The organism is Streptomyces sp. NPDC090088 (assembly GCF_044747345.1).
Taxonomy (GTDB): Bacteria; Actinomycetota; Actinomycetes; order Streptomycetales; family Streptomycetaceae; genus Streptomyces.
Window position 1 is genome coordinate 1,789,567 of the sequence record NZ_JBIVDZ010000001.1, and the last position, 21,791, is coordinate 1,811,357.

The 21,791-nt window shown below is 71.3% G+C and carries 21 protein-coding genes; 14 read left to right on the top strand and 7 right to left on the bottom strand.

Annotated elements, in window-relative coordinates:
• Positions 1-67: 67 nt before the first annotated feature.
• From ACIPSJ_RS07935 to ACIPSJ_RS07960, 6 genes are all read right to left on the bottom strand, one after another.
• Positions 68-1,057 carry a zinc-dependent alcohol dehydrogenase family protein gene (locus ACIPSJ_RS07935; protein ID WP_401344353.1) on the bottom strand — a complete coding sequence of 330 codons (990 nt, stop codon included), beginning with the start codon at positions 1,055-1,057 and terminating at the stop codon, positions 68-70.
• Entirely contained in the window at positions 1,054-1,899 is an 846-nt protein-coding gene (locus ACIPSJ_RS07940; RefSeq protein ID WP_401344355.1) for a carbohydrate ABC transporter permease, read from the bottom strand. Before ACIPSJ_RS07940 ends, ACIPSJ_RS07935 begins: the two co-directional genes overlap by 4 nt.
• Entirely contained in the window at positions 1,896-2,831 is a 936-nt protein-coding gene (locus tag ACIPSJ_RS07945; RefSeq protein WP_359224879.1) for a sugar ABC transporter permease, read from the bottom strand. The genes ACIPSJ_RS07940 and ACIPSJ_RS07945 overlap by 4 nt, the downstream gene beginning before the upstream one ends.
• The gene (locus ACIPSJ_RS07950) at positions 2,828-4,195 is read right to left on the bottom strand and encodes a sugar ABC transporter substrate-binding protein (RefSeq protein ID WP_359224876.1); all 1,368 of its coding nucleotides are present in this window, start codon (positions 4,193-4,195) and stop codon (positions 2,828-2,830) included. Before ACIPSJ_RS07950 ends, ACIPSJ_RS07945 begins: the two co-directional genes overlap by 4 nt.
• A 79-nt stretch (positions 4,196-4,274) precedes the next feature.
• Positions 4,275-5,045, bottom strand: a complete 771-nt coding sequence (locus tag ACIPSJ_RS07955) for a DeoR/GlpR family DNA-binding transcription regulator (protein WP_359224874.1) — start codon at positions 5,043-5,045, stop codon at positions 4,275-4,277.
• A 279-nt stretch (positions 5,046-5,324) separates the two neighbouring features.
• On the bottom strand, positions 5,325-6,134 hold the full coding sequence (locus ACIPSJ_RS07960; RefSeq protein WP_401344358.1) for an NAD-dependent epimerase/dehydratase family protein: 810 nt from the start codon (positions 6,132-6,134) through the stop codon (positions 5,325-5,327).
• A 224-nt stretch (positions 6,135-6,358) separates the two neighbouring features.
• On the opposite strand from ACIPSJ_RS07960, the gene ACIPSJ_RS07965 reads away from it, so the two are divergent.
• Together ACIPSJ_RS07965 and ACIPSJ_RS07970 are read left to right on the top strand one after the other, a co-directional pair.
• Entirely contained in the window at positions 6,359-7,300 is a 942-nt protein-coding gene (locus tag ACIPSJ_RS07965) for a 5-dehydro-4-deoxyglucarate dehydratase (protein WP_401344360.1), read from the top strand.
• Positions 7,301-7,326: 26 nt separating this feature from the next.
• Positions 7,327-8,484 (top strand): hypothetical protein, encoded by a 1,158-nt coding sequence (locus ACIPSJ_RS07970; protein WP_401344362.1) that lies wholly within the window; start codon positions 7,327-7,329, stop codon positions 8,482-8,484.
• Here the strand turns inward: ACIPSJ_RS07970 and ACIPSJ_RS07975 are convergent.
• Positions 8,427-9,656: an MFS transporter gene (locus ACIPSJ_RS07975; RefSeq protein WP_401344364.1), complete on the bottom strand. Its 1,230-nt coding sequence runs from the start codon at positions 9,654-9,656 to the stop codon at positions 8,427-8,429. The genes ACIPSJ_RS07970 and ACIPSJ_RS07975 overlap by 58 nt on opposite strands.
• Positions 9,657-9,825: 169 nt before the next feature.
• On the opposite strand from ACIPSJ_RS07975, the gene ACIPSJ_RS07980 reads away from it, so the two are divergent.
• The 12 genes from ACIPSJ_RS07980 to ACIPSJ_RS08035 all read left to right on the top strand — a co-directional run bounded on the left by ACIPSJ_RS07980 (position 9,826) and on the right by ACIPSJ_RS08035 (position 21,777).
• Positions 9,826-10,407 (top strand): TIGR03086 family metal-binding protein, encoded by a 582-nt coding sequence (locus ACIPSJ_RS07980; protein ID WP_359224853.1) that lies wholly within the window; start codon positions 9,826-9,828, stop codon positions 10,405-10,407.
• Positions 10,408-10,458: 51 nt separating this feature from the next.
• Positions 10,459-11,211 (top strand): MBL fold metallo-hydrolase, encoded by a 753-nt coding sequence (locus ACIPSJ_RS07985; RefSeq protein WP_401344366.1) that lies wholly within the window; start codon positions 10,459-10,461, stop codon positions 11,209-11,211.
• 165 nt (positions 11,212-11,376) lie between these two features.
• The gene (locus ACIPSJ_RS07990; RefSeq protein WP_359224848.1) at positions 11,377-11,931 is read left to right on the top strand and encodes a GNAT family N-acetyltransferase; all 555 of its coding nucleotides are present in this window, start codon (positions 11,377-11,379) and stop codon (positions 11,929-11,931) included.
• Positions 11,932-12,094: 163 nt separating this feature from the next.
• A complete protein-coding gene (locus tag ACIPSJ_RS07995) occupies positions 12,095-12,751 on the top strand; it encodes a GntR family transcriptional regulator (protein ID WP_359224845.1) in 657 nt (218 codons plus the stop codon).
• Complete coding sequence (locus ACIPSJ_RS08000) at positions 12,748-13,659, top strand: dihydrodipicolinate synthase family protein (RefSeq protein ID WP_401344369.1); 912 nt, start codon at positions 12,748-12,750, stop codon at positions 13,657-13,659. Before ACIPSJ_RS07995 ends, ACIPSJ_RS08000 begins: the two co-directional genes overlap by 4 nt.
• Complete coding sequence (gene araD, locus ACIPSJ_RS08005) at positions 13,656-15,389, top strand: L-arabinonate dehydratase (RefSeq protein ID WP_401344371.1); 1,734 nt, start codon at positions 13,656-13,658, stop codon at positions 15,387-15,389. The genes ACIPSJ_RS08000 and araD overlap by 4 nt, the downstream gene beginning before the upstream one ends.
• Before the next feature lie 115 nt (positions 15,390-15,504).
• Positions 15,505-16,440, top strand: coding sequence for a sugar ABC transporter permease (locus ACIPSJ_RS08010; protein WP_359224838.1), 936 nt, complete (start codon positions 15,505-15,507; stop codon positions 16,438-16,440).
• Positions 16,437-17,321, top strand: coding sequence for a carbohydrate ABC transporter permease (locus ACIPSJ_RS08015; RefSeq protein WP_401344373.1), 885 nt, complete (start codon positions 16,437-16,439; stop codon positions 17,319-17,321). The genes ACIPSJ_RS08010 and ACIPSJ_RS08015 overlap by 4 nt, the downstream gene beginning before the upstream one ends.
• A gap of 94 nt (positions 17,322-17,415) precedes the next feature.
• Positions 17,416-18,555 (top strand): Gfo/Idh/MocA family oxidoreductase, encoded by a 1,140-nt coding sequence (locus ACIPSJ_RS08020; RefSeq protein ID WP_359224833.1) that lies wholly within the window; start codon positions 17,416-17,418, stop codon positions 18,553-18,555.
• Positions 18,552-19,403 (top strand): PmoA family protein, encoded by an 852-nt coding sequence (locus tag ACIPSJ_RS08025; protein ID WP_401344375.1) that lies wholly within the window; start codon positions 18,552-18,554, stop codon positions 19,401-19,403. Before ACIPSJ_RS08020 ends, ACIPSJ_RS08025 begins: the two co-directional genes overlap by 4 nt.
• A gap of 175 nt (positions 19,404-19,578) precedes the next feature.
• Positions 19,579-20,916 carry a sugar ABC transporter substrate-binding protein gene (locus tag ACIPSJ_RS08030; protein WP_359224828.1) on the top strand — a complete coding sequence of 446 codons (1,338 nt, stop codon included), beginning with the start codon at positions 19,579-19,581 and terminating at the stop codon, positions 20,914-20,916.
• A gap of 87 nt (positions 20,917-21,003) precedes the next feature.
• Complete coding sequence (locus ACIPSJ_RS08035; protein WP_401344377.1) at positions 21,004-21,777, top strand: rhamnogalacturonan acetylesterase; 774 nt, start codon at positions 21,004-21,006, stop codon at positions 21,775-21,777.
• The last annotated feature ends 14 nt before the right edge of the window (positions 21,778-21,791 follow it).

Sequence of the window (21,791 nt, forward strand, 5' to 3'; positions counted from 1 at the left end):
TGTCATGCCGGGTGAACGAACGACCTCTCTTTACCGTTCCCTTAAACTTCTGCGGCACCACAGACTTCTACGGCACCACCACGATCTTCCGCCCCACCCCTGCCGCGAACTGCTCCAGGGCCTGCGGGTAGCTGTCGAGCGGCAGCCGGTCGCTGATGAAGATGTCCGGGTCCAGCACCCCGTTGGCGAAGAGTTCCGCCGCCCGCTCGTAGCTGTGCAGCACGGCCATGGAGCCGGTGATGGTGATCTCCTGGTTGTAGACGCGGTACGGGTCGATGGTCACCCGGGTCGCGTAGTCCGCGACGCCGAACTGGAGGAAGGTGCCGGCCTTGGCCACCCGCTCCAGGCCGTCCTGGATGGCGGCCGCGTTGCCGGTGGCGTCGATCACCACGTCCCAGCCCCGCGGCCGGTCCAGCTCGTCCGCGTTCGCGGCGGACGCCGAGACGCCCAGCCGGCGGGCGGTCTCCAGGCGGGCCGGGTTCAGGTCGACGACGTCGACGCTCGCCGCGCCGGTCCGCTTGGCCAGCTCCAGCATCATCAGGCCCATCGTCCCGGAGCCGTAGATCAGGACGTGCGCGCCCAGCCTCGCCCTCAGGACGTCGTAGCCGCGCACCGCGCAGGACAGGGGCTCGACCAGGGCCGCGTCCTGGGTGCGGACGTGCTCGGGGAGCTTCACGCAGTTGGCGACGGGGGCCACGGCGTACTGCGCGGCGCCGCCCGGTACCGTCACGCCGATCGCGGCCCAGCGCTCGCAGAGGTTGTTGTGGCCGTCACGGCAGTAGCGGCACTCGTGGCAGTACAGGGACGGGTCGACGGCGACCCGGTCGCCGATCGCCACCTCGGTCACCTGGGAGCCGACGCCGACCACCTCGCCGGCGAACTCGTGGCCCGGCACGATCGGCAGCTTGGGCGCGAACTCGCCCTGGAGGATGTGCAGATCGGTGCCGCACAGGCCGCACGCGGCCACCTCCACGACGACCTCGCGGGGGCCCGGGGTCGGGTCCGGGACCTCGGTGACGACGGCACGGCCCACGGACTCGATGACGGCGGCCTTCATTTCACGGCTCCCAACGACAGGCCCTGGACCAGCTTGTCCTGGGCGGCGAACCCCGCGGCGAGCACCGGCAGGGAGACGACGAGCGACGCGGCGCACACCTTGGCCAGGAACAGGCCCTGGCTGGTGATGAAGCCGGTCAGGAAGACGGGGGCGGTCTCGGCGACCACGCCCGTCAGGACTCGGGCGAAGAGCAGTTCGTTCCAGCTGAAGATGAAGCAGATCAGGGAGGTCGCGGCGATGCCGGGCAGGGCGATCGGGGCGACCACGCGCGCGAGGATCGTCGGCAGCCGGGCGCCGTCGATCTGCGCGGCCTCGATGACGGCGACCGGGACCTCGGCGAGGAAGGACTGCATCATCCACACCGCGATCGGCAGGTTCATGGAGGTGTAGAGGATGACCAGGAACCAGATGTTGTCCAGCATCCCGGTGTTCTTCGCGAACAGGTAGATCGGCAGCAGGCCGGCGACGACCGGCAGCATCTTCGTGGAGAGGAAGAAGAACAGGACGTCCGTCCACTTCCGCACCCGCCGGATCGACAGCGCGTAGGCCGCCGGGAAGGCGAGGACCAGGACGAACAGGGTCGAGACGATCGACGCCACCGCCGAGTTGACCAGCGCCGGCCAGGGGCTCGCGCCGCCGCCCGTGCCGAAGAACTCGCGGTAGCCGTCCAGGGTGAGGGCGGCACCGAAGGAGGGCGGGTTGGTCGCCGCGTCCGCCTCGGAGTGGAAGGACGTCAGCGCCATCCAGGCGATGGGGAAGAAGAAGACGATGCCGACCAGCCAGGCCACCAGGCCGATGCTCAGGCCCCGGTGCTTCCTGGCGCGTAGGGCGAGGCTGCTCATGCGCGGGACGCCTCCTCTCGGAACAGGGACGACACCACGCGCAGGGCGAAGGTCGCGATGACGATCGAGCCGATGACCACCAGGACGCCCGCGGCCGAGGCGAGGCCGTTCTCGTGGGCCTGGTAGAAGCTCTGGTAGACGGTGTAGGGGAGGTTGGCGGTGCCCAGGCCGCCGGACGTGATCGTGAAGACCGCGTCGAAGTTCTGCACGATGTAGATGCAGCCGAGGAGGGCGCCGAGTTCGAGGTAGCGGCGCAGGTGCGGGAGTGTCAGATGGCGGAAGATCTGCCACTCGTTGGCGCCGTCCACCCGCGCGGCCTCGATCTGCTCGGGGTCCCGGCTCTGCAGCCCGGCGAGCAGGATCAGCATCATGAACGGCGTCCACTGCCACACCAGGGCGGCCTCGACCGCGAGCAGCGGGGTGCTGGAGATCCAGTCGGGCTGCGGGCCGCCGACGTAGTGCAACAGGCCGTTGAGCAGGCCGTACTCGGGGTTGTAGAGGACGTGTTTCCAGAGCAGGGCCGCGGCCACCGGGACCACCAGGAACGGGGCGATCAGCAGGGTGCGGACGACGCCCCGGCCGCGGAATCTGTTGTTCAGCAGCAGGGCGAGCGCGAGGCCCAGCACCAGGCTGACCAGGACCACGGTCACGGTGAGCAGCACGGTCGTCCAGACCGAGTGGCGCAGGTCGGCGTCGGTGAGGACCTGGCGGTAGTTGTCGACACCGGCGAAGTGCCGGGCCTTCGGGTAGAGGGCGTTCCAGTCGAAGAAGGAGATGACCACCGTGGCCACGAACGGCAGCTGGGTCACGACGATCATGAAGACCAGGGCGGGCAGGAGCGGGGCCCGGGTGGCCCAGGCGCGCAGACGGGCGGAGGGCGGCCGCGAGGCGCGTACGGGTGTCGCTGCGTAGGGGGCTGTCGTCGCGGTCATCGTCCCTCGTACTCCTTGGAGATCTTCTCGGCGAGCTGCTGGGACTTCTTCAGGGCCGAGTCGACGGACTGCCGTCCGGCGATGGCCGAGCTGATCTCCTGGGAGACCTTGGTGCCGAGATCGGTGAACTCGGGGATGTCGACGAACTGGATGCCGGGCGCGGGGCGCGGCTGCACGCCGGGGTCGTTCGGGCGGGCGCTCTCGATGGCCTCCTTGGTCATCTCCTGGAAGGCGGCGGCCGACTTCACGTAGTCGGGGTTCGTGTACGTCGAGGCCCGCTTGCCCGCCGGGACGTTGGACCAGCCGCTGGTCTCGCCGACCAGCTGCTCGTACTGCTTGCTCGACGCCCACGAGATGAACTTCCAGGCCTTGTCCGGGTTGCGGGAGGCCTTCTGGATGCCCCAGGCCCAGGTGTAGAGCCAGCCGGCGGACTTGGTCCGCTCGACGGGCGCGGGGACGTAGCCGAGCTTGCCCTTGACCGGGGAGCCGTTCGCCTCCAGGAGACCGGCCGCCGAGGTCGCGTCGTACCACATGGCCGTCTTGCCCTGGGTCATGTTGTTGAGGCACTCGGCGAAGCCGGACTGCGGGGCCCCGGACTCGCCGTGCTCGCGGACCAGGTCGACATAGAACTTCGTCGCCTTCTCGAAGCCGGACCCGGTCAGCCGCGCCTTCCAGTCCTTGTCGAACCAGGTGCCGCCGAAGGTGTTCACCACCGTGGTCAGCGGCGCCATCAGCTCGCCCCAGCCGGGCAGCCCGCGCAGGCAGATGCCGCGCATGCCGGACCGCGCGCCGTCCACCTTCGCGGCGAGGTCGGCGACCTGCTGCCAGGTGGGGTGCGCGGGCATCGTCAGGCCCTTCGCCGCGAACACGTCCTTGCGGTACATCAGGAACGACGACTCGCCGTAGAAGGGCTCGCCGTAGAGCTTGCCGTCGTTCGCGGTCAGCGACTCGCGCATCGGCTGGAGGATGTCCTGCTGGTCGAAGCCCGGGTCCTTGGCGACGTACGAGTCCATCTCGTGCAGCCAGCCGTTGCGGGCGTAGATCGGGATCTCGTAGTTGGACAGGGTGGCCACGTCGTACTGGCCGGCCTGGTTGGCGAAGTCCTGGCTGATCTTGTCGCGGACGTCGTTCTCGGGCAGGACGGTGAAGTTGACCTTGATGCCGGTCTCCTTGGTGAAGCGCGGGGCGAGCTTCTGGAGTTCGGTCATCTGCGGGTTGTTGACCATCAGCACGTTGATCGAGTCGCCGCCGGAACCGGACCCGCCCGCGCCGACCCAGCAGCCGGAGAGCAGCGGGGCGAGCAGCGTCCCTGCGGCGGCCATGGCGAGGGTGACGCGCGGCCTCCGTCGGCTCGGGGTTCGCATGGATCGCTCCTGGAGGAATCGGGATATAAGGGGCAGTGGAGGGTGTGGAAAGGCCTTCGGGCAGGGAGTGGGGCGGGGGTCAGACCCGGATGACCTGGGGGCCGAGCAGGGAGTAGCGGTGGGCCTCGGCGGTGGGCAGCAGGGTGCTCGTCACGATCGCCTCCAGGGCGCCTACCTCGGCGAAGCGGCAGAAGCTGACGGCTCCGAACTTGGTGTGCACGCCCGCGAAGACCGTCCTGCGCGCGGCCCGGACGGCCTGCGCCTTGACCTCGCTGACGGCGGGGTCCGGGGTGGTCAGCCCGTGCTCGCGCGAGATGCCGTTGGCTCCGATGTAGGCGAGATCGAGAACGAAGCCGGCGAGCATCTTCGTCGTCCAGTGGTCGACGGTCGCCAGCGTGCCGGGCCGCACCCGGCCGCCGAGCAGCAGGACCGACATGTTCTCGGTCTCCGCGAGCGCGCCCGCGACCGGCAGTGACGCCGTGACCACGGTCAGCGGCCGGTCCGTCGGCAGCGCCTCGGCGATGAGCTGCGGGGTGAAGCCCTCGTCGACGAAGACGGTCTCGGCGTCGCCCAGCAGCTCGGCGGCGGCCGCCGCGATCCGCCGCTTCTCCGGCACATGGCTGGTCGAGCGGAAGGCGAGGGTGGTCTCGAAACCGGCGCTCTCGACGGGGTAGGCGCCCCCGTGGGTGCGGCGCACCAGGCCGTGGTCCTCCAGGGCGCGCAGATCGCGCCGGATGGTCTCCTTGGCCACCCCCAGGGCGCCGGCGAGCGCGGTGACGTCGACGGAGCCCGAGGCGCGTGCGGCCCGCACGATCTCGCGCTGGCGTTCCTCCGCCGTCTGCGTGCTCATCTCGTCACCCACTCCCTTGTGGAAACGCCGTGGAACTGCCCGTTCGGGCCATGCAGCAAGTTCTACAGCGGGTGTGCGGGGCTGACCAGGTCTGTTGCGGGCCCGATACTGCCCGTGTGGGCCCGTTTGCCCGGCGGAGTGCCCGCCTCGGACCTGCGCGGCTGTCCGGGGAGGGGTGGGATCAGGCGGCCCGGATGCCCGAACGCGGCGGCGGGCGGGCCCGTTCGGTGCCCGCCCGCCGCCGCGTGCGATCGTTTCGCGCCGTCGCGCGTACCGCTGTCAGTACGGCCAGATGGGCGGGTCGTTCACGAAGCGGCCGCCGAGGTGGGTGTGGGCCGGGTTCTCCGGGTCCAGCTCGCCGTGCTCGGCGATCAGCTTCCCGGCGTACTGCTCGGAGTCGTCCCGCGGGTCGTAGCCGAGCGCCCGCGCGCTCGTCAGGTCCCACCACAGGCGGGTGTTGGCGGAGGAGCCGTAGACGACGGTGTGGCCGACCTCCTCGGCGGTCAGGGCCGCGTGGAAGAGGCGGGCGCCGTCGGCGGGGCTCATCCACACGGAGAGCATCCGTACGTCGGTGGGCTCCCCGAAGCAGGAGCCGATGCGGACGGAGACGGTCTCCAGGCCGTGCCGGTCCCAGTACAGCTGGGCGAGGTCCTCGCCGAAGGACTTGGACAGGCCGTAGAAGGTGTCCGGGCGGTGCGGGGTGTCGACCGGGATGAGGGGGTCGCCCGCGCGGGGGGCCGGGGTGTGGCCGACGGCGTGGTTGGAGGAGGCGAAGACGATGCGCGGCACGCCGGCCTCGCGGGCCGCCTCGTACAGGTTGTACGTGCCCTCGATGTTCGACCGCAGGATCTTCTCGAAGGGTGCCTCCAGGGAGATCCCCGCGAGGTGCAGGACCGCGTCCACGCCGCGCACGGCCTCGCGCAGCGCCTCCTTGTCGGAGAGGTCGGCGGTGATCGCGTCCGGCTCGCCCTCGACCGGGCGCACGTCGAAGAGGCGCAGGGTGTAGCCGTACTCCGGGAGCAGGGAGCGCATCAGGGTGCCGAGCCCGCCTGCGGCGCCGGTCAGCAGTAGCGTGCGGGGAGTGGGCATCCACGGTCTCCTTGACTCGGCACGGGTCGCGTACATGCATGATATTCACATGCGTGGACACGCTAGGGAGCTGGGGTGTGCCGAGTCAAGTGTGCATGCGCGTGCGGAAATCTGCTCGCATGGTGCGTGTTTGCCTGCTTGACCGGCCCTCGGGAGGGCTCGTAACGTGGTCGCGTTCATGAATATGGACACCGATCAGAGACATGCATCGACAGGGAGCGCCCGTGACGCCAGCCCCTCTCGCCGCCCGGCTTCGTGACCCGCGCGGGCCGCTCTTCTTCCCCGTCACCGCCTACGGCCCCGACGGCTCCCTCGACCTCGACGTCTACCGCGAGCACGTGCGCCGGGGCGTCGAGGCCGGCGCAGCCGCCGTGTTCGCCTGCTGCGGCACCGGGGAGTTCCACGCACTGCTCCCGGAGGAGTTCGAGGCCTGCGTGGGCGCTGCCGTGGCCGCGGCCGACGGACGGGTACCGGTGATCGCGGGCGCGGGCTACGGCACCGCGCTCGCCGTACGCTACGCGCGTCTCGCCGAGGCCGCGGGCGCCGACGGCCTGCTCGCCATGCCGCCCTACCTGGTGGTCGCCGGCCAGGAGGGGCTGCTGCGGCACTACCGGGAGGTGGCCGCGGCGACCGGCCTCCCGGTGATCGTCTACCAGCGGGACAACGCGGTGTTCACCCCGCCCACGGTCGTCGAACTCGCCCGCACCGAGGGCATCATCGGCTTCAAGGACGGCCTTGGCGACCTGGACCTGATGCAGCGCATCGTCAGCGCCGTCCGCACCGAGATCCCCGGCGACTTCCTCTACTTCAACGGCCTGCCCACCGCCGAACAGGCCCAGCTCGCCTACCAGGCCATCGGCATCGGCCTCTACTCCTCGGCCGTCTTCTGCTTCGTCCCCGAGATCGCCCTCGCCTTCCACGCCGCCCTCCGCGAGGGGAACCGGGCGACGGCGGAGCGCCTGCTGGACGGCTTCTACCGCCCGTTCGTCGAACTCCGCGCCCAGGGACGGGGATACGCCGTCTCCCTCGTCAAGGCGGGCGTACGCCTGCGCGGTCTCGACGTCGGCGAGGTCCGGCCCCCGCTGCACGAGCCGGGCGAGGACCATGTGAAGCAGCTCGCTCAGCTGATCGAGCGTGGGTACGCGCTGCTGGAGGAGGACGCGTGAGCACCTCCGCGTCCGGAGGAGGCCGCATGAAGACGTCGACGTTCGTCTACCCCTGGGACGTCAACGGGGACCCCGGGGCCCCGGACCGCGTCGCCGCGCTCGGCGTGGACCAGGTGACCCTGGCCTCCGCCTACCACTCCACCCGGGCCCTGACCCCCCGTCACCCCCGCCGCCGTGTCGTCACCGCCGAGCACGCGGCCGTCTACTACCCGGCGGACGGGCGCTGGACGGGCCGCGAGCTGCGCCCGTACCCGGCGGGCGACTGGGCCCCCGGCGACGCCTACGGCGAGGCGGCCGAGGCACTGCGCGGCGCCGGTCTGGAGGTCCACACCTGGGTGATCCTCGCCCACAACTCCCGTATGGGCGCCGAACATCCGGCCACCTCCGTCGTCAACGCCTACGGCGACCGCTACCCCTGGGCCCCCTGCATCGCCCAGCCCGCCACGCGCGCGTACTTGACCGACCTCGCCGCCGAGGCCGCCGTCCGCCCGGGCGCCGCCGGCACCGAACTGGAGTCCCTCGGCTGGTACGGCCTCCAGCACCTGCACGCCCACGACAAGACCGCCGGGGTCCCGCTCGGGGACGCCGGCCAGTACCTGATGGCCCTCTGCTTCTGCCCGGCGTGCCGGGCCGGCTACGGCGAACAGGGCCTGGACGCCGACGAGCTGGCGACCGCCGTACGCGAGGCACTGGAACCGCTGTGGCGCGGCGCGGCCGACGACACCGGCTGGCCCACGGTGGAGAAGCTGCTCGGCGAACCGGTCGCGGCGGCCACGCGCGCGTGGCGCGACGGACAGGCCCGCACCCTCCAGGAGACGGCCGTCGCGGCGGTGCGCGCGGCGGCCCCCGAGGGCTTCCAGGTGCTGCTGCACGCCGACCCGGTGGCCTACCACTGCGGCGCCAACGCGGGCGTGGATCCCGCCCACATACTCGCGGTCGCGGACGGGGTCGTGGTCCCCTGCGCGGGCGGTACGGCCCCGCTGGCGCCCTTCGCCGAGCACGCGCCCGTGGACACCGTGCTCGCCGCCAACTTCGGGGTGGTCTCCGGCATGGGCGGCAGCCCGGCCACCTTGGCGGCCGACGCGGAGCGCGCCCGGCAGCTGGGCGCCACCGAACTGCGGCTCTATCACGCCGGGTTGGCGTCCGACGGCGACCTCGCGGCGGTACGGGAGGCGCTGCGCTGAGCCAGTGACCCGGCGGTGGCCAGCAGCGCACCGCCGAGGACCGCCAACAGCCAGCGGTGGTCCACGAGTTCGACGAGGGCGGCGCCCGCCGTCAGCCCGATCACGTTCGGGGTGAACATCAGCGTGTCGGCGGTCGCGGACGCCCGCCCCAGCGCGGCGGCCGGGATCTCGCGCTGGACGGCGGTGTGGGCGGCGATCAGCACGCAGGGGAGGCCGAGGCCGCCGGCCAGGCTGCAGATGAGTAGTGATATGTCACATGGCACCGCCCGCACGGCCATCGCCACCCCCGTCAGCGCGATCCCGTACCCCGCGAACCGCCGCTCGCCCAGCCGCCGCAGCGCGGGCCCGGAGACCAGCCCGACCGCGACCGAGCCGACGCCCTGGACCGTGTACAGCACGCCGACATAGGCGGGGGAGTGGCCGACGGTGTCCACGACGGCGTAGTTCAGGCTGCTGCCGAGCGAGGCCAGGCACATCGTGGCGCCGCCGGCCCGGACCAGCGGCCGCAGCACCGGACGCGCCCACAGCAGCCGGACGCCCTCGGCGGTCTGCCGCCGCCAGTTCCCGGCGGCCGGCCCCGGCCGCTCCTCGCGCACCCGGAGCAGCGCGCACACCCCAGCCGCCAGTACGAACGTCAGCGCGTCCAGCAGCACCACGCCCGGCCCGCCGTACGCCGTGTACAGCGCGGCCCCGGTCAGCGGCGCGACCAGCTTCATGCCCTCGCGGGCGGTCATCCGCAGCCCGTTGAAGTCGCCGAGGAGGGCGGGATCGACGGTGGCGACGACGAGGGCGGAGTTCGCCGCGTCCTCCACGACGCCCGCCGCGCCGTAGACGAGGAGGACCGCGAACAGGAGCCGGACGGAGGCGGGGGAGTCGACGGTCAGGAGGGACAGCAGCAGACCGGCGAGACCGAGGTTGACACAGATCAGCAGGGGTTTGCGGCGGACGCGGTCGGCGAGGGTGCCGAGGACCGGCCCGGCGAGGGTCGGGGCCCAGAGGGCGGCGGTGCACAGGGCGGCGAGGCCGTCGGAGCCGGTGAGGTCCTTGACCCAGACACCCGACACCAGCCAGAGCGCCGACGTGCCGAACCCGGACACCACGACGCCGGCGAGGTAGAGGGCCGCGTTACGGTCGCGCAGCAGCCGGAACACGGACCAGGAGGTGGCTTTCATGCCTGCTCATCGTGGGTCTAAGGCGGGGCTGCGGGGATCGGGCAGGTGCCTTAGAAGTGCGCGGGGAGTGCGCGGAAGGCACGAGGGAAGTACGGCGGACCGATGAGTCTCGGCGGTCGCCGCGGTCCACCCCTCGAAGGCTGTTTCCGTATCGGCAGGAGGAACCGGAATGACCGGCACGACCATGATCGACCTCGGTCCGCAGACGAGGATCGTGGCGGCGCTCGCCGAGCGGGTGACGGACGAACAGCTGGCCGGGGTGACACCGTGCCCGGCCTACGCGGTCCGGCACCTGCTGGGCCATGTGGCGGGACTCTCCGTGGCGTTCCGGGACGCGGCCCGCAAGGACCTGGGGGCGACGACCGCCACGCCGCCCGGCACCGTCACGCCCGACATCGGGCCGGACTGGCGGGCGGAGCTGCCCAAGGCGCTCGACGAACTGGCGGCGGCCTGGCGGGATCCGGACGCGTGGAGCGGTATGACGCGGGCGGGCGGGGTCGACCTGCCCGGGGAGGTGGCGGCCGCGGTCGCCGCCGACGAACTGGTCGTGCACGGCTGGGACCTGGCCCGGGCCACGGGCCAGGAGTACGCCCCGGACCCGGCGGCGCTGGCAGCGGCGCACGGCTTCCTGCGGATGGCGGCGCAGGGCGACCGCGGTCCGTTCGGGCCGGTCGTGCCGGTACCGCAGGAGGCCTCGCTGCTGGACCGGACGGTGGGGCTGAGCGGCCGGGACCCGGGGTGGAAGCCGTGACAGGACGCGAACGGTGAGCGGACGGGGACCCGGATCCGTACTCTCCTCGCCATGCCCCTGAGTCTCACCGTCCTCGGCACCGCCTCCCCGCACCCGCGCCCCGGCCGCCCGTGCTCGGGCTACCTGCTGCGGGGCGGCGGCGCCGAGGTGTGGGTGGACGCGGGCACCGGGACCTTCGCGGAGTTGCAGCGGCACACGGATCCGGCGCGGCTCACGGCGATCTGGATCTCGCACCTGCACGCCGACCACAGCGCGGACCTGCTGGCCGCCGCGTACGCCTACGCCTTCGGCGGGATGACACCGGCCGCGCCCATCCCGGTGTACGCGCCCCAGGAGTGCGCACCGCGCCTCGCGGCCTTCCTCGGCCGACCCGATCCGGGCTTCCTACGCGGGGTGCTCGACTTCCGGCCCCTGTACGACGGCCACAGCGTCCGGCACTGGAACCTGCGGCTCACCGCGCGGGCGGTCGCCCACGGCACCGAGGCGTACGGGCTGCGCGCCGAGTGCCAGGGGAGCGTGCTCGCCTACTCCGGGGACAGCGGCCCCTGCGACGCGCTCACCGAACTGGCCGCCCGCGCGGACGTGTTCCTGTGCGAGGCCGACCTCGACGAGCATCGCGAAGGCGAACGGGTCCATCTGACACCCGAGGACGCGGGCCGGTTCGCCCGGGACGCGGGCGCGCGGGAGCTCCTGATCACCCACGTGGGGCCGGCCCTGACCCGGGAGATGGCGGCGGCCCGGGCCGGAGTGATCTTCGGCCGGGGGACGGCGGTCGCCCGGGAGGGCGAGGCACGGGGGTTCTGACACGACCGAAGCGGTCCTGTGCCCCGTGACCGTCACGTGACCGTCACGCCGGGCCACCGGGCCGGGCTCGGGAACCCTCCCGGACGGCCACGCGACCCGCCTCCACGGCCGGCGCCCGATCGGATCGCGGTGGAGAAGGCGGGGGCCATCGGCGAAGGTGAGGGCATGGAGACAGCGAGACTTGTGCTGCGGAGGTTCGGGCCGGAGGACGCGACGGCGCTGGCGGAGTACCGGTCGGATCCGGAGGTCAGCCGGTACCAGTCGTGGGAGGCGCCGCTGTCGGCCGGGGACGCCGAGCGGCTCGTGGCCGCGTTCTCGGCCGGAGACCCGGGGGATCCGGGGTGGTTCCAGTACGCCGTCGAACTGCGGGACGCCCCGGGGCTGATCGGCGACATCGGGGTGTGCCGGAGCCGGGACGGGCGGCAGGCGGAGGTGGGGTTCACGTTCGCCCCGGCGTACCAGGGGCAGGGCTATGCCACCGAGGCCGTGGCGCGGGTGGTGGACCTGCTGCTGGTGGACGAGGGGCGCCACCGTGTCTCGGCCGACTGCGACGGGCGGAACGTCCGCTCGGCGCGGCTCCTGGAGCGCGTCGGGTTCCGCCGTGAGGGCCGTCTCGTCCAGAGCACCTGGATGAAGGGGGAGTGGACCGACGACCTCCTGTTCGGGCTGCTCGCCTCGGAGTACCGGGCCATGAAGGGCCGCATCCGGCACGGCAGTTGAGCAGCCCTTCCGGCTCACCTCTGTCAGAAGCATTGACGAAACACGGCCGTCCTCCTACCTTCGTCCGCGTCGTACTTCGTACGTCATATATGAGACGCGATACGCGAGATCAGATACGTCAGACCGGGTCCCCGGGCCCGGTACGTGACCCCGAGAGGCGCGCATGACCTCTGTGCCCATGCCGATCCCGTCCCGCACGCAGTACGTGCTGGACGCGATCAAACACCGCATCCTCACCGGGCAGCTGACGCCCGGTCAGGCCCTGGTGGAGACCGAGCTCGCCGCGCAGTTCGGGGTGTCCAAGACCCCCGTGCGCGAGGCGCTCAAGACCCTCGCCGGGACCGGGCTGGTCGTGATGAGCCAGTACAAGGGCGTCACGGTGCGCATGGTGGACGCGGACATGGCCCGCGAGGTCTACGACGTACGGCTCCTGCTCGAACCCGAGGCGCTCCGCCGGGCCGTGCGGCGCGACGCCTCCCTCGACGCCGCCCGCGACGCCCTCACCCGCGCCGACGACGCCACCGACACCGCCGAACGCTCCCTCGCCAACCGGGACTTCCACCGCGCCCTGTACCTCCCGTGCGGCAACCCGCTGCTCGCCCGGATGCTCGACGAGGTCCGCGACCAGGCCGCCCTCGTCTCCGCCGTGGCCTGGGCCGCCTCCCCCTCCTGGGAGCGCGAGGCCGGCGAACACCGCGAGATCCTGCGGCTCGCCCTGGCCGGGGACGCCGACGGTGCCGCCCGCACCCTGCACGCCCACATCGCGTCCTTCGTCGAGCGCGCCTACCCCGAAGCCCAGGCAAAGGAAGGACAGGAATGAGCAGCGTGGCATTCGAGACCCAACGGGCGGCCCTGGCCGACGTCGTGGCCATCCCGGTGACTCCCTTCGCCGAGGACGGCAGCGTCGACCAGGACGCCCACCGGGCCCTGCTGCGCCGCCTCCTCGACGGCGGGATCCGCACCCTCACCCCCAACGGCAACACCGGCGAGTTCTACGCCCTCACCCCCGAGGAGCGGCGGCTCGTCACCGAGTCGACCCTCGACGAGACCGGGGACCGGGCCGCCGTCCTCGTCGGCGTCGGACACGACGTGCCCACCGCCGTCGCCTCCGCCCGGCACGCCCGGGAGCACGGCGCCCACATGGTGATGGTCCACCAGCCCGTCCACCCGTACGTCGCACAGTCCGGCTGGGTCGACTACCACCGCGCGATCGCCGAGTCCGTCCCCGAACTGGGCGTCGTCCCCTACGTCCGCAACGCCCAGCTCACCGGCGCCCGCCTCGCCGAACTCGCCGACGCCTGCCCCAACGTGATCGGCGTCAAGTACGCGGTCCCGGACGCCGCCAAGTTCGCCGCCTTCGCCCGGGACGCGGGGCTCGACCGCTTCGTCTGGGTCGCCGGGCTCGCCGAGCCCTACGCGCCCTCCTACTTCTCGGCCGGCGCCACCGGCTTCACCTCCGGTCTGGTGAACGTCGCCCCGGCCGTTTCGCTGAACATGATCGAAGCGCTTCGATCAGGCGACTACCAGGCCGCCATGAAGGTCTGGGAGCAGATCCGCCGGTTCGAGGAACTCCGCGCTGCCAACGGCTCAGCCGACAACGTGACCGTCGTCAAGGAGGCCCTCGCCTCCCTCGGCCTGTGCCGCCGCGACGTCCGGCCGCCCAGCAGGCAGCTGCCCGAGGAAGACCGCGCCGAGGTCGCCGCCATCGCCTCCGGATGGTCCATATGAACACCCTTCGCAAGCAGCCCGGGGAACTCAGAAGCCACCAGTGGTACGGCACCGAAGGCCTCCGCTCCTTCAGCCACCGCGCCCGCACCCGCCAGCTCGGCTACCTCCCCGAGGAGCACCTCGGCAAGCCGGTCATCGCGATCCTCAACACCTGGTCGGACATCAATCCCTGTCATGTGCACCTCCGTGACCGGGCCCAGGCGGTGAAGCGGGGCGTCTGGCAGGCGGGCGGGTTCCCGCTGGAGTTCCCGGTCTCCACCCTCTCCGAGACCTTCCAGAAGCCGACCCCGATGCTCTACCGCAACCTCCTCTCCATGGAGACCGAGGAGCTGCTGCGGTCGTACCCGGTCGACGGCGCCGTGCTGATGGGCGGCTGCGACAAGTCCACCCCGGCCCTCCTCATGGGTGCCGCCTCCGTCGACCTGCCGGCCGTGTTCGTGCCCGCCGGGCCCATGCTCCCCGGCCACTGGCGCAACGAGGTCCTCGGCTCCGGCACCGACATGTGGAAGTACTGGGACGACAAGCGCGCCGGCCTGATCGGCGACTGCGAGCTGACGGAGCTGGAGAGCGGACTGGCCCGGTCGCCCGGTCACTGCATGACCATGGGGACGGCCTCCACGCTCACCGCCGCCGCCGAGGCCCTCGGCGTCACCGTGCCGGGCGCCTCCAGCATCCCGGCCGTCGACTCCGGGCACGACCGGATGGCCGCGCAGGCAGGCCTGCGGATCGTCGAACTCGTCCACCGGGACCGGAAGCTCTCCGAGCTCCTCACCGCCGACGCATTCGAGGACGCCGTCACCACCGTGCTCGGCCTCGGCGGCTCCACCAACGCCGTCATCCACCTCATCGCCATGGCCGGCCGGGCCGGGGTGCGGCTCACCCTCGACGACTTCGACCGCATCGCCCGTACCGTGCCCGTCCTCGCCAACGTCCGGCCCGGCGGCCAGAAGTACCTCATGGAGGACTTCCACTTCGCGGGCGGCCTGCCCGGCTTCCTCTCCCGCATCCCCGACCTGCTCCACCTCGACCGGCCGACGGTCTCGTACGACAGCTACCGCGAGCAGCTGGCCGGCGCCCGGGTCCACAACGACGACGTCATCCGGCCCCGGGACAACCCGGTCGCGAGCGAGGGCGGAGTCGCCGTGCTGCGCGGCAACCTCTGCCCGGACGGTGCCGTCATCAAGCACATCGCCGCCGAACCGCACCTGCTCAAGCACACGGGTCCGGCCGTGGTCTTCGACGACTACCGGACCATGCAGCGCACTCTGAACGACCCGTCGCTGGGCATCACCGCCGACAGCGTGCTCGTGCTGCGCAACGCCGGGCCCAAGGGCGGCCCGGGCATGCCCGAGTACGGCATGCTGCCCATCCCCGACCACCTCCTCAAGCAGGGCGTCCGGGACATGGTCCGGATCTCCGACGCCCGGATGAGCGGCACGAGTTACGGCGCCTGCGTGCTGCACATCGCGCCTGAGTCGTACGTCGGCGGACCCCTCGCACTCGTGCGCAGCGGCGACTCCATCACCCTGGACGTCGCGGCGCGCACCCTCCGGCTCAACGTGGACGACGAGGAGCTGGAGCGGCGCAGGGCGCGGTGGACACCGCCGCCCGTGCGCCAGGAGCGCGGCTACGGAGCGCTCTACGACCAGCAGATCACCCAGGCCGACACCGGCTGCGACTTCGAGTTCCTGGCCCGGCCGGGAGAAGTCCCGGACCCGTACGCGGGCTGACCCCGTCTTTCCCCTTGTTTCCCTCTGACGATCGTCGAAGCGCTTCAATCACGTGTATGCAGCAAGCGCTTCCTGCACCCGCTGTAAGCGTCCCATCGCGAACGGAGAACAGGTCATGGCCCAAGCCGCAGCCGTGGCGAAACCGCCCGCGCCACCCAGGCGGCGCCGTGTCTCGGCGACGCCGCGCAGACTGCCGTATCTGCTGATCGCGCCGGCCGCGCTGCTGATGCTGGGCTTCATCGCCTACCCGGTGCTCAGCGTCTTCTACTACAGCCTGCAGAACTACAACCCGACCAAGCCCTGGCGGAACGGCTTCGCGGGCCTCGACAACTTCACCCAGGCCTTCGCCCACGACCCGCAGTTCTGGGACACGCTGACCTTCAGCGCCAAGTGGGTCGTGGTGGAAGTCGGGTTGCAGCTGCTGTTCGGACTCGCGCTGGCGCTGATCGTCAACCAGACGTTCGTGGGGCGGGCGTTGGGGCGGGCGCTGGTCTTCTCGCCGTGGGCCGTCTCCGGCGTGCTGACCTCCGCGATCTGGGTGCTGCTCTACAACTCCCAGACGGGCATCACGCGGTATCTCGCCGACGCGGGCATCGGGTCGTACGGCACCAGCTGGCTCTCCGACACCTCGACCGTCTTCCCGGCGGCGGTGGTCGCCGACCTCTGGCGAGGCGTCCCCTTCTTCGCGATCCTCATCCTCGCCGACCTCCAGTCCGTCTCCAAGGACCTCTACGAGGCCGCGGAGGTCGACGGGGCGAGCCGGCTCAAGCAGTTCTGGCACATCACGCTCCCGCACCTCAAGGACGCCATCGTCCTGTCCACGCTGCTGCGCGCGGTCTGGGAGTTCAACAACGTCGACCTGCTCTACACCCTGACGGGCGGCGGACCGGCCGGGGAGACCACGACCCTGCCCCTCTACATCGCCAACACCAGCGTCGACGCCCACAACTTCGGCTACGCCTCAGCCCTGACCACCGTGGCGTTCGTGATCCTGCTCTTCTGCTCGGTGGTCTATCTGCGGCTGAGCAAGTTCGGAGGCGAGACGAAGTGATCACCGAGATCGCACCCGAGGCCAGCCCCGTCAGGACGGCCCCCGCCCGTCCGCGCAAACAGCGCCGCGCCTGGGACGAGGCCCCCCGCTGGCAGATCTACCTCCCCCTCGGGATCTACCTCCTCTTCACCCTGGTCCCCTTCTACTGGATCCTGCTCTTCGCGCTCCGCCCGGCCGGCTCCACCTCCCTCGTGCCCTGGCCGGTCACCTTCGACCACTTCCAGAAGGTGTGGACCGAGCGCAGCTTCGCCACCTACTTCACCAACAGCGTCTACGTCGGCGTCGCGACCCTGGTGCTGACCACCGTCGTCGCCCTGGCCGGCGGCTACGCCCTGGCCCGCTTCGACTTCCGGCTCAAGCGCGGCTTCATGCTGGCCCTGCTCTGCTCCCAGTTCGTGCCGGGCGCGCTGCTCCTGGTCCCGCTCTTCCAGATCTTCGCCAGACTCCAGATGATCAACTCCCTCGGCAGCGTCATCCTCGCCGAGACCGTCTTCCAGCTCCCGCTGTCGATGATCCTGATCAGCGGCTTCATCAGGAACGTGCCGTACTCCCTGGAGGAGGCCGCCTGGGTCGACGGCTGCAACCGGTTCACCGCGTTCCGGATCGTCGTCCTCCCGCTGCTGCGGCCGGGGCTGATCGCGGTCGGCTCCTTCGCCTTCGTGCACGCCTGGAACCACTTCCTGTTCGCCCTGATGTTCCTCTCCGACCAGAGCAAGCAGACCATCCCGGTCGGCCTCAACACCCTGATGAGCGCCGACAGCGTCGACCTGGGCGCGCTGGCCGCGGGCGGGATCATCGCCGCCGTACCCGTCGTGATCGTCTTCGCCTTCATCCAGAAGTGGCTGATCACCGGCTTCAGCGCGGGGGCGGTGAAGGGATGACACGCCTCGCGGGACACCTCATGAGACGCCTCCGGGGCCGACCGGGCCGGACGCTTACCCTGCACGCAAAGATCGACGACGCAGGGAGGACACCATGACCATCGACATCGTCCTGGCGGGCGCGCGGGGCCACGGCCGCTGGCACCTGGAGAACATCCGGCGGTTGCAGGAGAAGGGGGTCGTACGGCTCGCGGGCATCTGCGAGCTGACCCCGCTGGGCCCGGACGAGCTGCCCGAGGGCCTCGGACAGCCCGCCCAGTCCGCCGACTTCGGCACCCTGCTCGACGAGACCGGCGCCCGGATCGCCGTGATCTGCACCCCGATCCCCACCCACACCGACCTGGCGCTGGCCGCGGCCGAGCGGGGCGTGCACCTGCTGCTGGAGAAGCCGCCGGCGCCGTCGTACGCCGAGTTCCGGCGGATGGCCGACGGGGTCGCCAAGGCCGGGGTGGTGTGCCAGATCGGCTTCCAGTCGCTGGGCTCGCACGCCGTGCCCGCGATCCGCAAGCTGATCGAGGAGGGCGCGATCGGCGCGGTGTCGGGCGTCGGAGGGGCGGGCGCCTGGGCCCGCGCCGAGTCCTACTACCGGCGCGCGCCCTGGGCGGGCAAGCGCCGCCTGAACGGGGTCGACGTCGTCGACGGCGTCCTCACCAACCCGCTCGCGCACGCCGTCGCCACCGGGCTCGCGCTGCTCGGCACCACCCGCGCCGAGGACGTCACCGGCATCGAGACCGAACTGCTGCGCGCCAACGACATCGAGTCCGACGACACCTCCTGCGTCCGCGTCTCCACCCCGCGCGGCCCGGTCACGGTCGCCGCGACGCTCTGCGCCGAGCAGCCGGGGGACCCGTACGTCCTGGTGCACGGCACCGGTGGCCGGATCACCTTCTGGTACAAGCAGGACCGGGTGCTGGTGCAGCGGGCCGGACACGGTCCCGAGGAGACCGAGTACGGCAGCACGGACCTGCTGGAGAACCTCGTCGACCACCTCACCAACGGCGCCGAGCTGCTGGTGGAGCCGGACTCGACGGGTGCCTTCATGAAGGTCGTTGAAGCGATTCGACTGGCCGACGACCCGGCCGTCCTGCCCGCCGACACCTGGCGCTTCCTCCCCGAGGAGGACCGCCGGGTGGTGACCGGCATCGACGGACTGGTCGCGGCCGCCGCCGACACCCTCGCCCTCTACTCCGAGCTGGGCGCCCCCTGGGCCACTTCGAAGGAGGTGGGCACATGACGGACGGCAGGACGGGTGGGGCGGTGCTGCGGGTGGGCGGGCGGCCGGTGGGCCGCTATGTGACATACCACAGGCTCCCCGCCCGTCTCTCCCCGCGCCCCCACCTCCACCCCGTCACCACCCCGGCCGGCACCACGGTCACCGAGCTGACCCCGGCCGACCACACCCACCACCTCGGCGTCGGTGTCGCCGTTCCCGACGTCGAGGGGTACAACTTCTGGGGCGGGCGGACCTACGTACGCGACCAGGGCCCGACCGAGCTGGACAACCACGGCACCCAGCACCACGTGGCCTTCCAGCTCAGCGACCCCGACGGCTTCGTGGAGGAGTTGCGCTGGGTCGCCGGCGGGACGGACCTGCTGCGCGAGCGGCGCACCGTCGCCGCCACCGAACTCACCGACACCGCCTGGGCGCTGGACTTCACGTTCTCCCTCACCAACGTCAGCGGCGGACCGCTCTCGATCGGCAGCCCCGCCACGAACGGCCGCCCCGGCGCCGGCTACGGCGGTTTCTTCTGGCGGGCCCGCAAGGAGGCCGTCGCCCCGGACGTGTTCACGGCGGACCGGGAGGGCGAGGCGGCGGTGCACGGCCGGAGCGCCGACTGGCTGGCGCTGGCCGGCGCCGACTGGACGCTCGTCCTCGCGGGGGCCACCGAGGACACCCGCCGCGACCCCTGGTTCGTCCGCACCGCCGAGTACCCGGGCGTCGGCTCCTCGCTGGCCGCCGCCGCACGGCTGCCGATCCCGGCCGGCGAGACCGTCGTACGCCGGATCGTCACCGTCGTCGCCGACGGCCGCCCGGGCCGGGACGAGGCGGCCACGCTGGTCCGCAAGGCGGTGGCCCAGTGACGACGTACCCGCAGTCCCGGATCGGCCTCGCCTAGTCCGCACCTCCGTCACCCCGTTGGGAGCCGCAATGCCACACCTCCGTAGCAAGCGCTTACCAGATCAAGGGCCGACTTCCCCCACGCCCGCACCTGTCCGCTGGATCCCGAAGCAGAGACCCGGAGAAGAGAGCCGACCGATGAAGAGCAGCATTCGCAGAAGCAGGCGCGCGGCCCTCGCCGTCGCCCTGGGCTCCGTGCTCGCGCTGACCGCCACCGCCTGCGGCGACGGCGGCAGCGGCAGCGCGGGGGACAAGGGCGGCGAGGGCTCGGGCAAGGGCACGATCACCTTCTGGGACAACAACGGCGGTGTCCGCACCGACATCTGGAAGCAGATCATCGCCGACTTCGAGAAGCAGAACCCCGACATCAAGGTCAAATACGTCGGCATTCCCGCCGCGAGCGCCCAGTCCAAGTACGACACCGCCATCCAGGGCGGCGGCCTGCCCGACGTCGGCGGTGTCGGGACCGCGATGCTCGCCGAGGTCGCGGTCCAGGGCGCGCTGGAGCCGCTGGACAGCCGGCTCGCGAAGAGCTCGCTGAACGGCAAGCTGAACCAGAAACTGCTGGACAGCAGCCGGGCCGCGGGCGGCGGCGACAAGCTGTACCAGGTCCCGACCTCGTCCAACAACGGTGTGCTGTGGTACCGGACCGACCTGTTCAAGAAGGCGGGGCTGGACGCGCCGACGACGTGGACGAAGTTCTATGCGGCCGCCGACAAGCTCACCGACAAGGGCAAGAACCAGTTCGGGTTCACCATTCGGGGCGGTGAGGGGTCGATCGCGCCGGCGCTCGACGCGTCGTACAGCCAGAGCGGGATCACCTCGTTCTGGAACGGCGACAAGACCACGGTCAACGACCCCGAGAACGTCGCCGCGTTGGAGAAGTACGTCGCGCTGTACAAGAAGGACACCCCGTCCGCCGACGTCAACAACGACTTCACCAAGATGGTCGCCCAGTGGGACAGCGGCACGATCGGAATGCTGAGCCACAACCTGGGGTCGTACCAGGACCATCTGAAGGCGCTGGGCGCGGACAAGTTCCGGGGGCTGCCGAATCCGACGCAGGACGACGGCACGCGCGTACAGATCTCCAATCCCGTCGACGGGCTGAGCGTTTTCAAGTCCAGCAAGAACAAGTCGGCCGCGTGGAAGTTCGTCGAGTTCGCGGTGTCGCACGAGGAGAACTCGAAGTTCAACGAGTCGGCGGGGCAGATTCCGGCGAACACGGAGGCCGCCCAGGACGCGTGGATCCAGAAGGCCGAGCCGACGAAGCTGGCGGCCGAGGCGCTGAACGGGGCCACGACGAAGATCGTGCAGCTTCCCTACTACCTGCCGGACTGGAACACCATCTCCAAGGCCGACAACGAGCCGAACTTCCAGAAGGTGCTGCTCGGGAAGATGACGGCGAAGGAATTCCTGGACACGTTGGCCGACCAGCTGAACAAGGCCCAGGCGGACTGGAAGGCCCATCACTGAGAGCGGTTGTGGGGAGCTGCGGGTCCGTTGTGGCTGGTCGCGCAGTTCCCCGCGCCCCCAAGACAAAGACCTGAAAGGTGCACCCTTGTGTCCCTTACGCGCAGGCAGGTGACTTCCGCGGCTCTCGCCGCCGTTCCTCTCGTCGGCCGGTCTCCCGGGAGGAACTCTCGAACCCTCTACATCGCCGGTGATTCCACCGCCGCCCAGAAATACGCCGACGCGGCTCCGGAGACCGGGTGGGGAATGGCGCTTCCCTTCTTCCTCCGGAAGGAGGTCGGCGTCTCCAACCAGGCCGTGAACGGCCGGAGTTCCAAGAGTTTCGTCGACGAGGGACGGCTGGACGCCATCCTCGCCACCATCCGGCCGCACGATCTGCTGCTCGTCCAGTTCGCGCACAACGACGAGAAGAGCGCCGATCCGACCCGGTACACCGAGCCGTGGTCGACGTACCAGGAGTATCTGCGGAGGTACATCGACGGGGCGCGGGCGCGCGGTGCCCGGCCCGTGCTCGCCACCCCGGTCGAGCGCAGGAAGTTCGACGCCGACGGCAACGCCGTGCCGACCCACGGCGACTACCCGGCGGCGATGCGTGCGCTGGCCGAGCGGGAGCACGTGGCGCTGCTCGACATCGAGGCGCTGTCGCTCGCGCTGTGGCAGTCGCTCGGGGTCGAGGCGACCAAGACGTACTTCAACTGGACCGACACCGAGCAGGACAACACGCACTTCAACCCGCCGGGGGCCATCGCCGTGGCCCGGCTCGTGGCGCAGGAGCTGCTGCGCACCCGGGTGCTGGCCCGGCACGACGTCATCCGGCTGCACGAGGACATACCGACGTCCTGGATCACCTGGCCACCCGCATAGCCGAGGAGAACCGC

Coding starts and splice junctions, on each gene's coding strand:
- araD (WP_401344371.1), top strand. CDS start 13,656: ATGAACACCCTTCGCAAGCAGCCCGGGGAACTCAGAAGCCACCAGTGG.
- ACIPSJ_RS07980 (WP_359224853.1), top strand. CDS start 9,826: ATGACCGGCACGACCATGATCGACCTCGGTCCGCAGACGAGGATCGTG.
- ACIPSJ_RS07935 (WP_401344353.1), bottom strand. CDS start 1,057: ATGAAGGCCGCCGTCATCGAGTCCGTGGGCCGTGCCGTCGTCACCGAG.
- ACIPSJ_RS07950 (WP_359224876.1), bottom strand. CDS start 4,195: ATGCGAACCCCGAGCCGACGGAGGCCGCGCGTCACCCTCGCCATGGCC.
- ACIPSJ_RS08030 (WP_359224828.1), top strand. CDS start 19,579: ATGAAGAGCAGCATTCGCAGAAGCAGGCGCGCGGCCCTCGCCGTCGCC.
- ACIPSJ_RS07995 (WP_359224845.1), top strand. CDS start 12,095: ATGACCTCTGTGCCCATGCCGATCCCGTCCCGCACGCAGTACGTGCTG.
- ACIPSJ_RS07985 (WP_401344366.1), top strand. CDS start 10,459: ATGCCCCTGAGTCTCACCGTCCTCGGCACCGCCTCCCCGCACCCGCGC.
- ACIPSJ_RS08010 (WP_359224838.1), top strand. CDS start 15,505: ATGGCCCAAGCCGCAGCCGTGGCGAAACCGCCCGCGCCACCCAGGCGG.
- ACIPSJ_RS07970 (WP_401344362.1), top strand. CDS start 7,327: ATGAAGACGTCGACGTTCGTCTACCCCTGGGACGTCAACGGGGACCCC.
- ACIPSJ_RS08000 (WP_401344369.1), top strand. CDS start 12,748: ATGAGCAGCGTGGCATTCGAGACCCAACGGGCGGCCCTGGCCGACGTC.
- ACIPSJ_RS08025 (WP_401344375.1), top strand. CDS start 18,552: ATGACGGACGGCAGGACGGGTGGGGCGGTGCTGCGGGTGGGCGGGCGG.
- ACIPSJ_RS07975 (WP_401344364.1), bottom strand. CDS start 9,656: ATGAAAGCCACCTCCTGGTCCGTGTTCCGGCTGCTGCGCGACCGTAAC.
- ACIPSJ_RS07990 (WP_359224848.1), top strand. CDS start 11,377: ATGGAGACAGCGAGACTTGTGCTGCGGAGGTTCGGGCCGGAGGACGCG.
- ACIPSJ_RS07945 (WP_359224879.1), bottom strand. CDS start 2,831: ATGACCGCGACGACAGCCCCCTACGCAGCGACACCCGTACGCGCCTCG.
- ACIPSJ_RS07960 (WP_401344358.1), bottom strand. CDS start 6,134: ATGCCCACTCCCCGCACGCTACTGCTGACCGGCGCCGCAGGCGGGCTC.
- ACIPSJ_RS08020 (WP_359224833.1), top strand. CDS start 17,416: ATGACCATCGACATCGTCCTGGCGGGCGCGCGGGGCCACGGCCGCTGG.
- ACIPSJ_RS07940 (WP_401344355.1), bottom strand. CDS start 1,899: ATGAGCAGCCTCGCCCTACGCGCCAGGAAGCACCGGGGCCTGAGCATC.
- ACIPSJ_RS07955 (WP_359224874.1), bottom strand. CDS start 5,045: ATGAGCACGCAGACGGCGGAGGAACGCCAGCGCGAGATCGTGCGGGCC.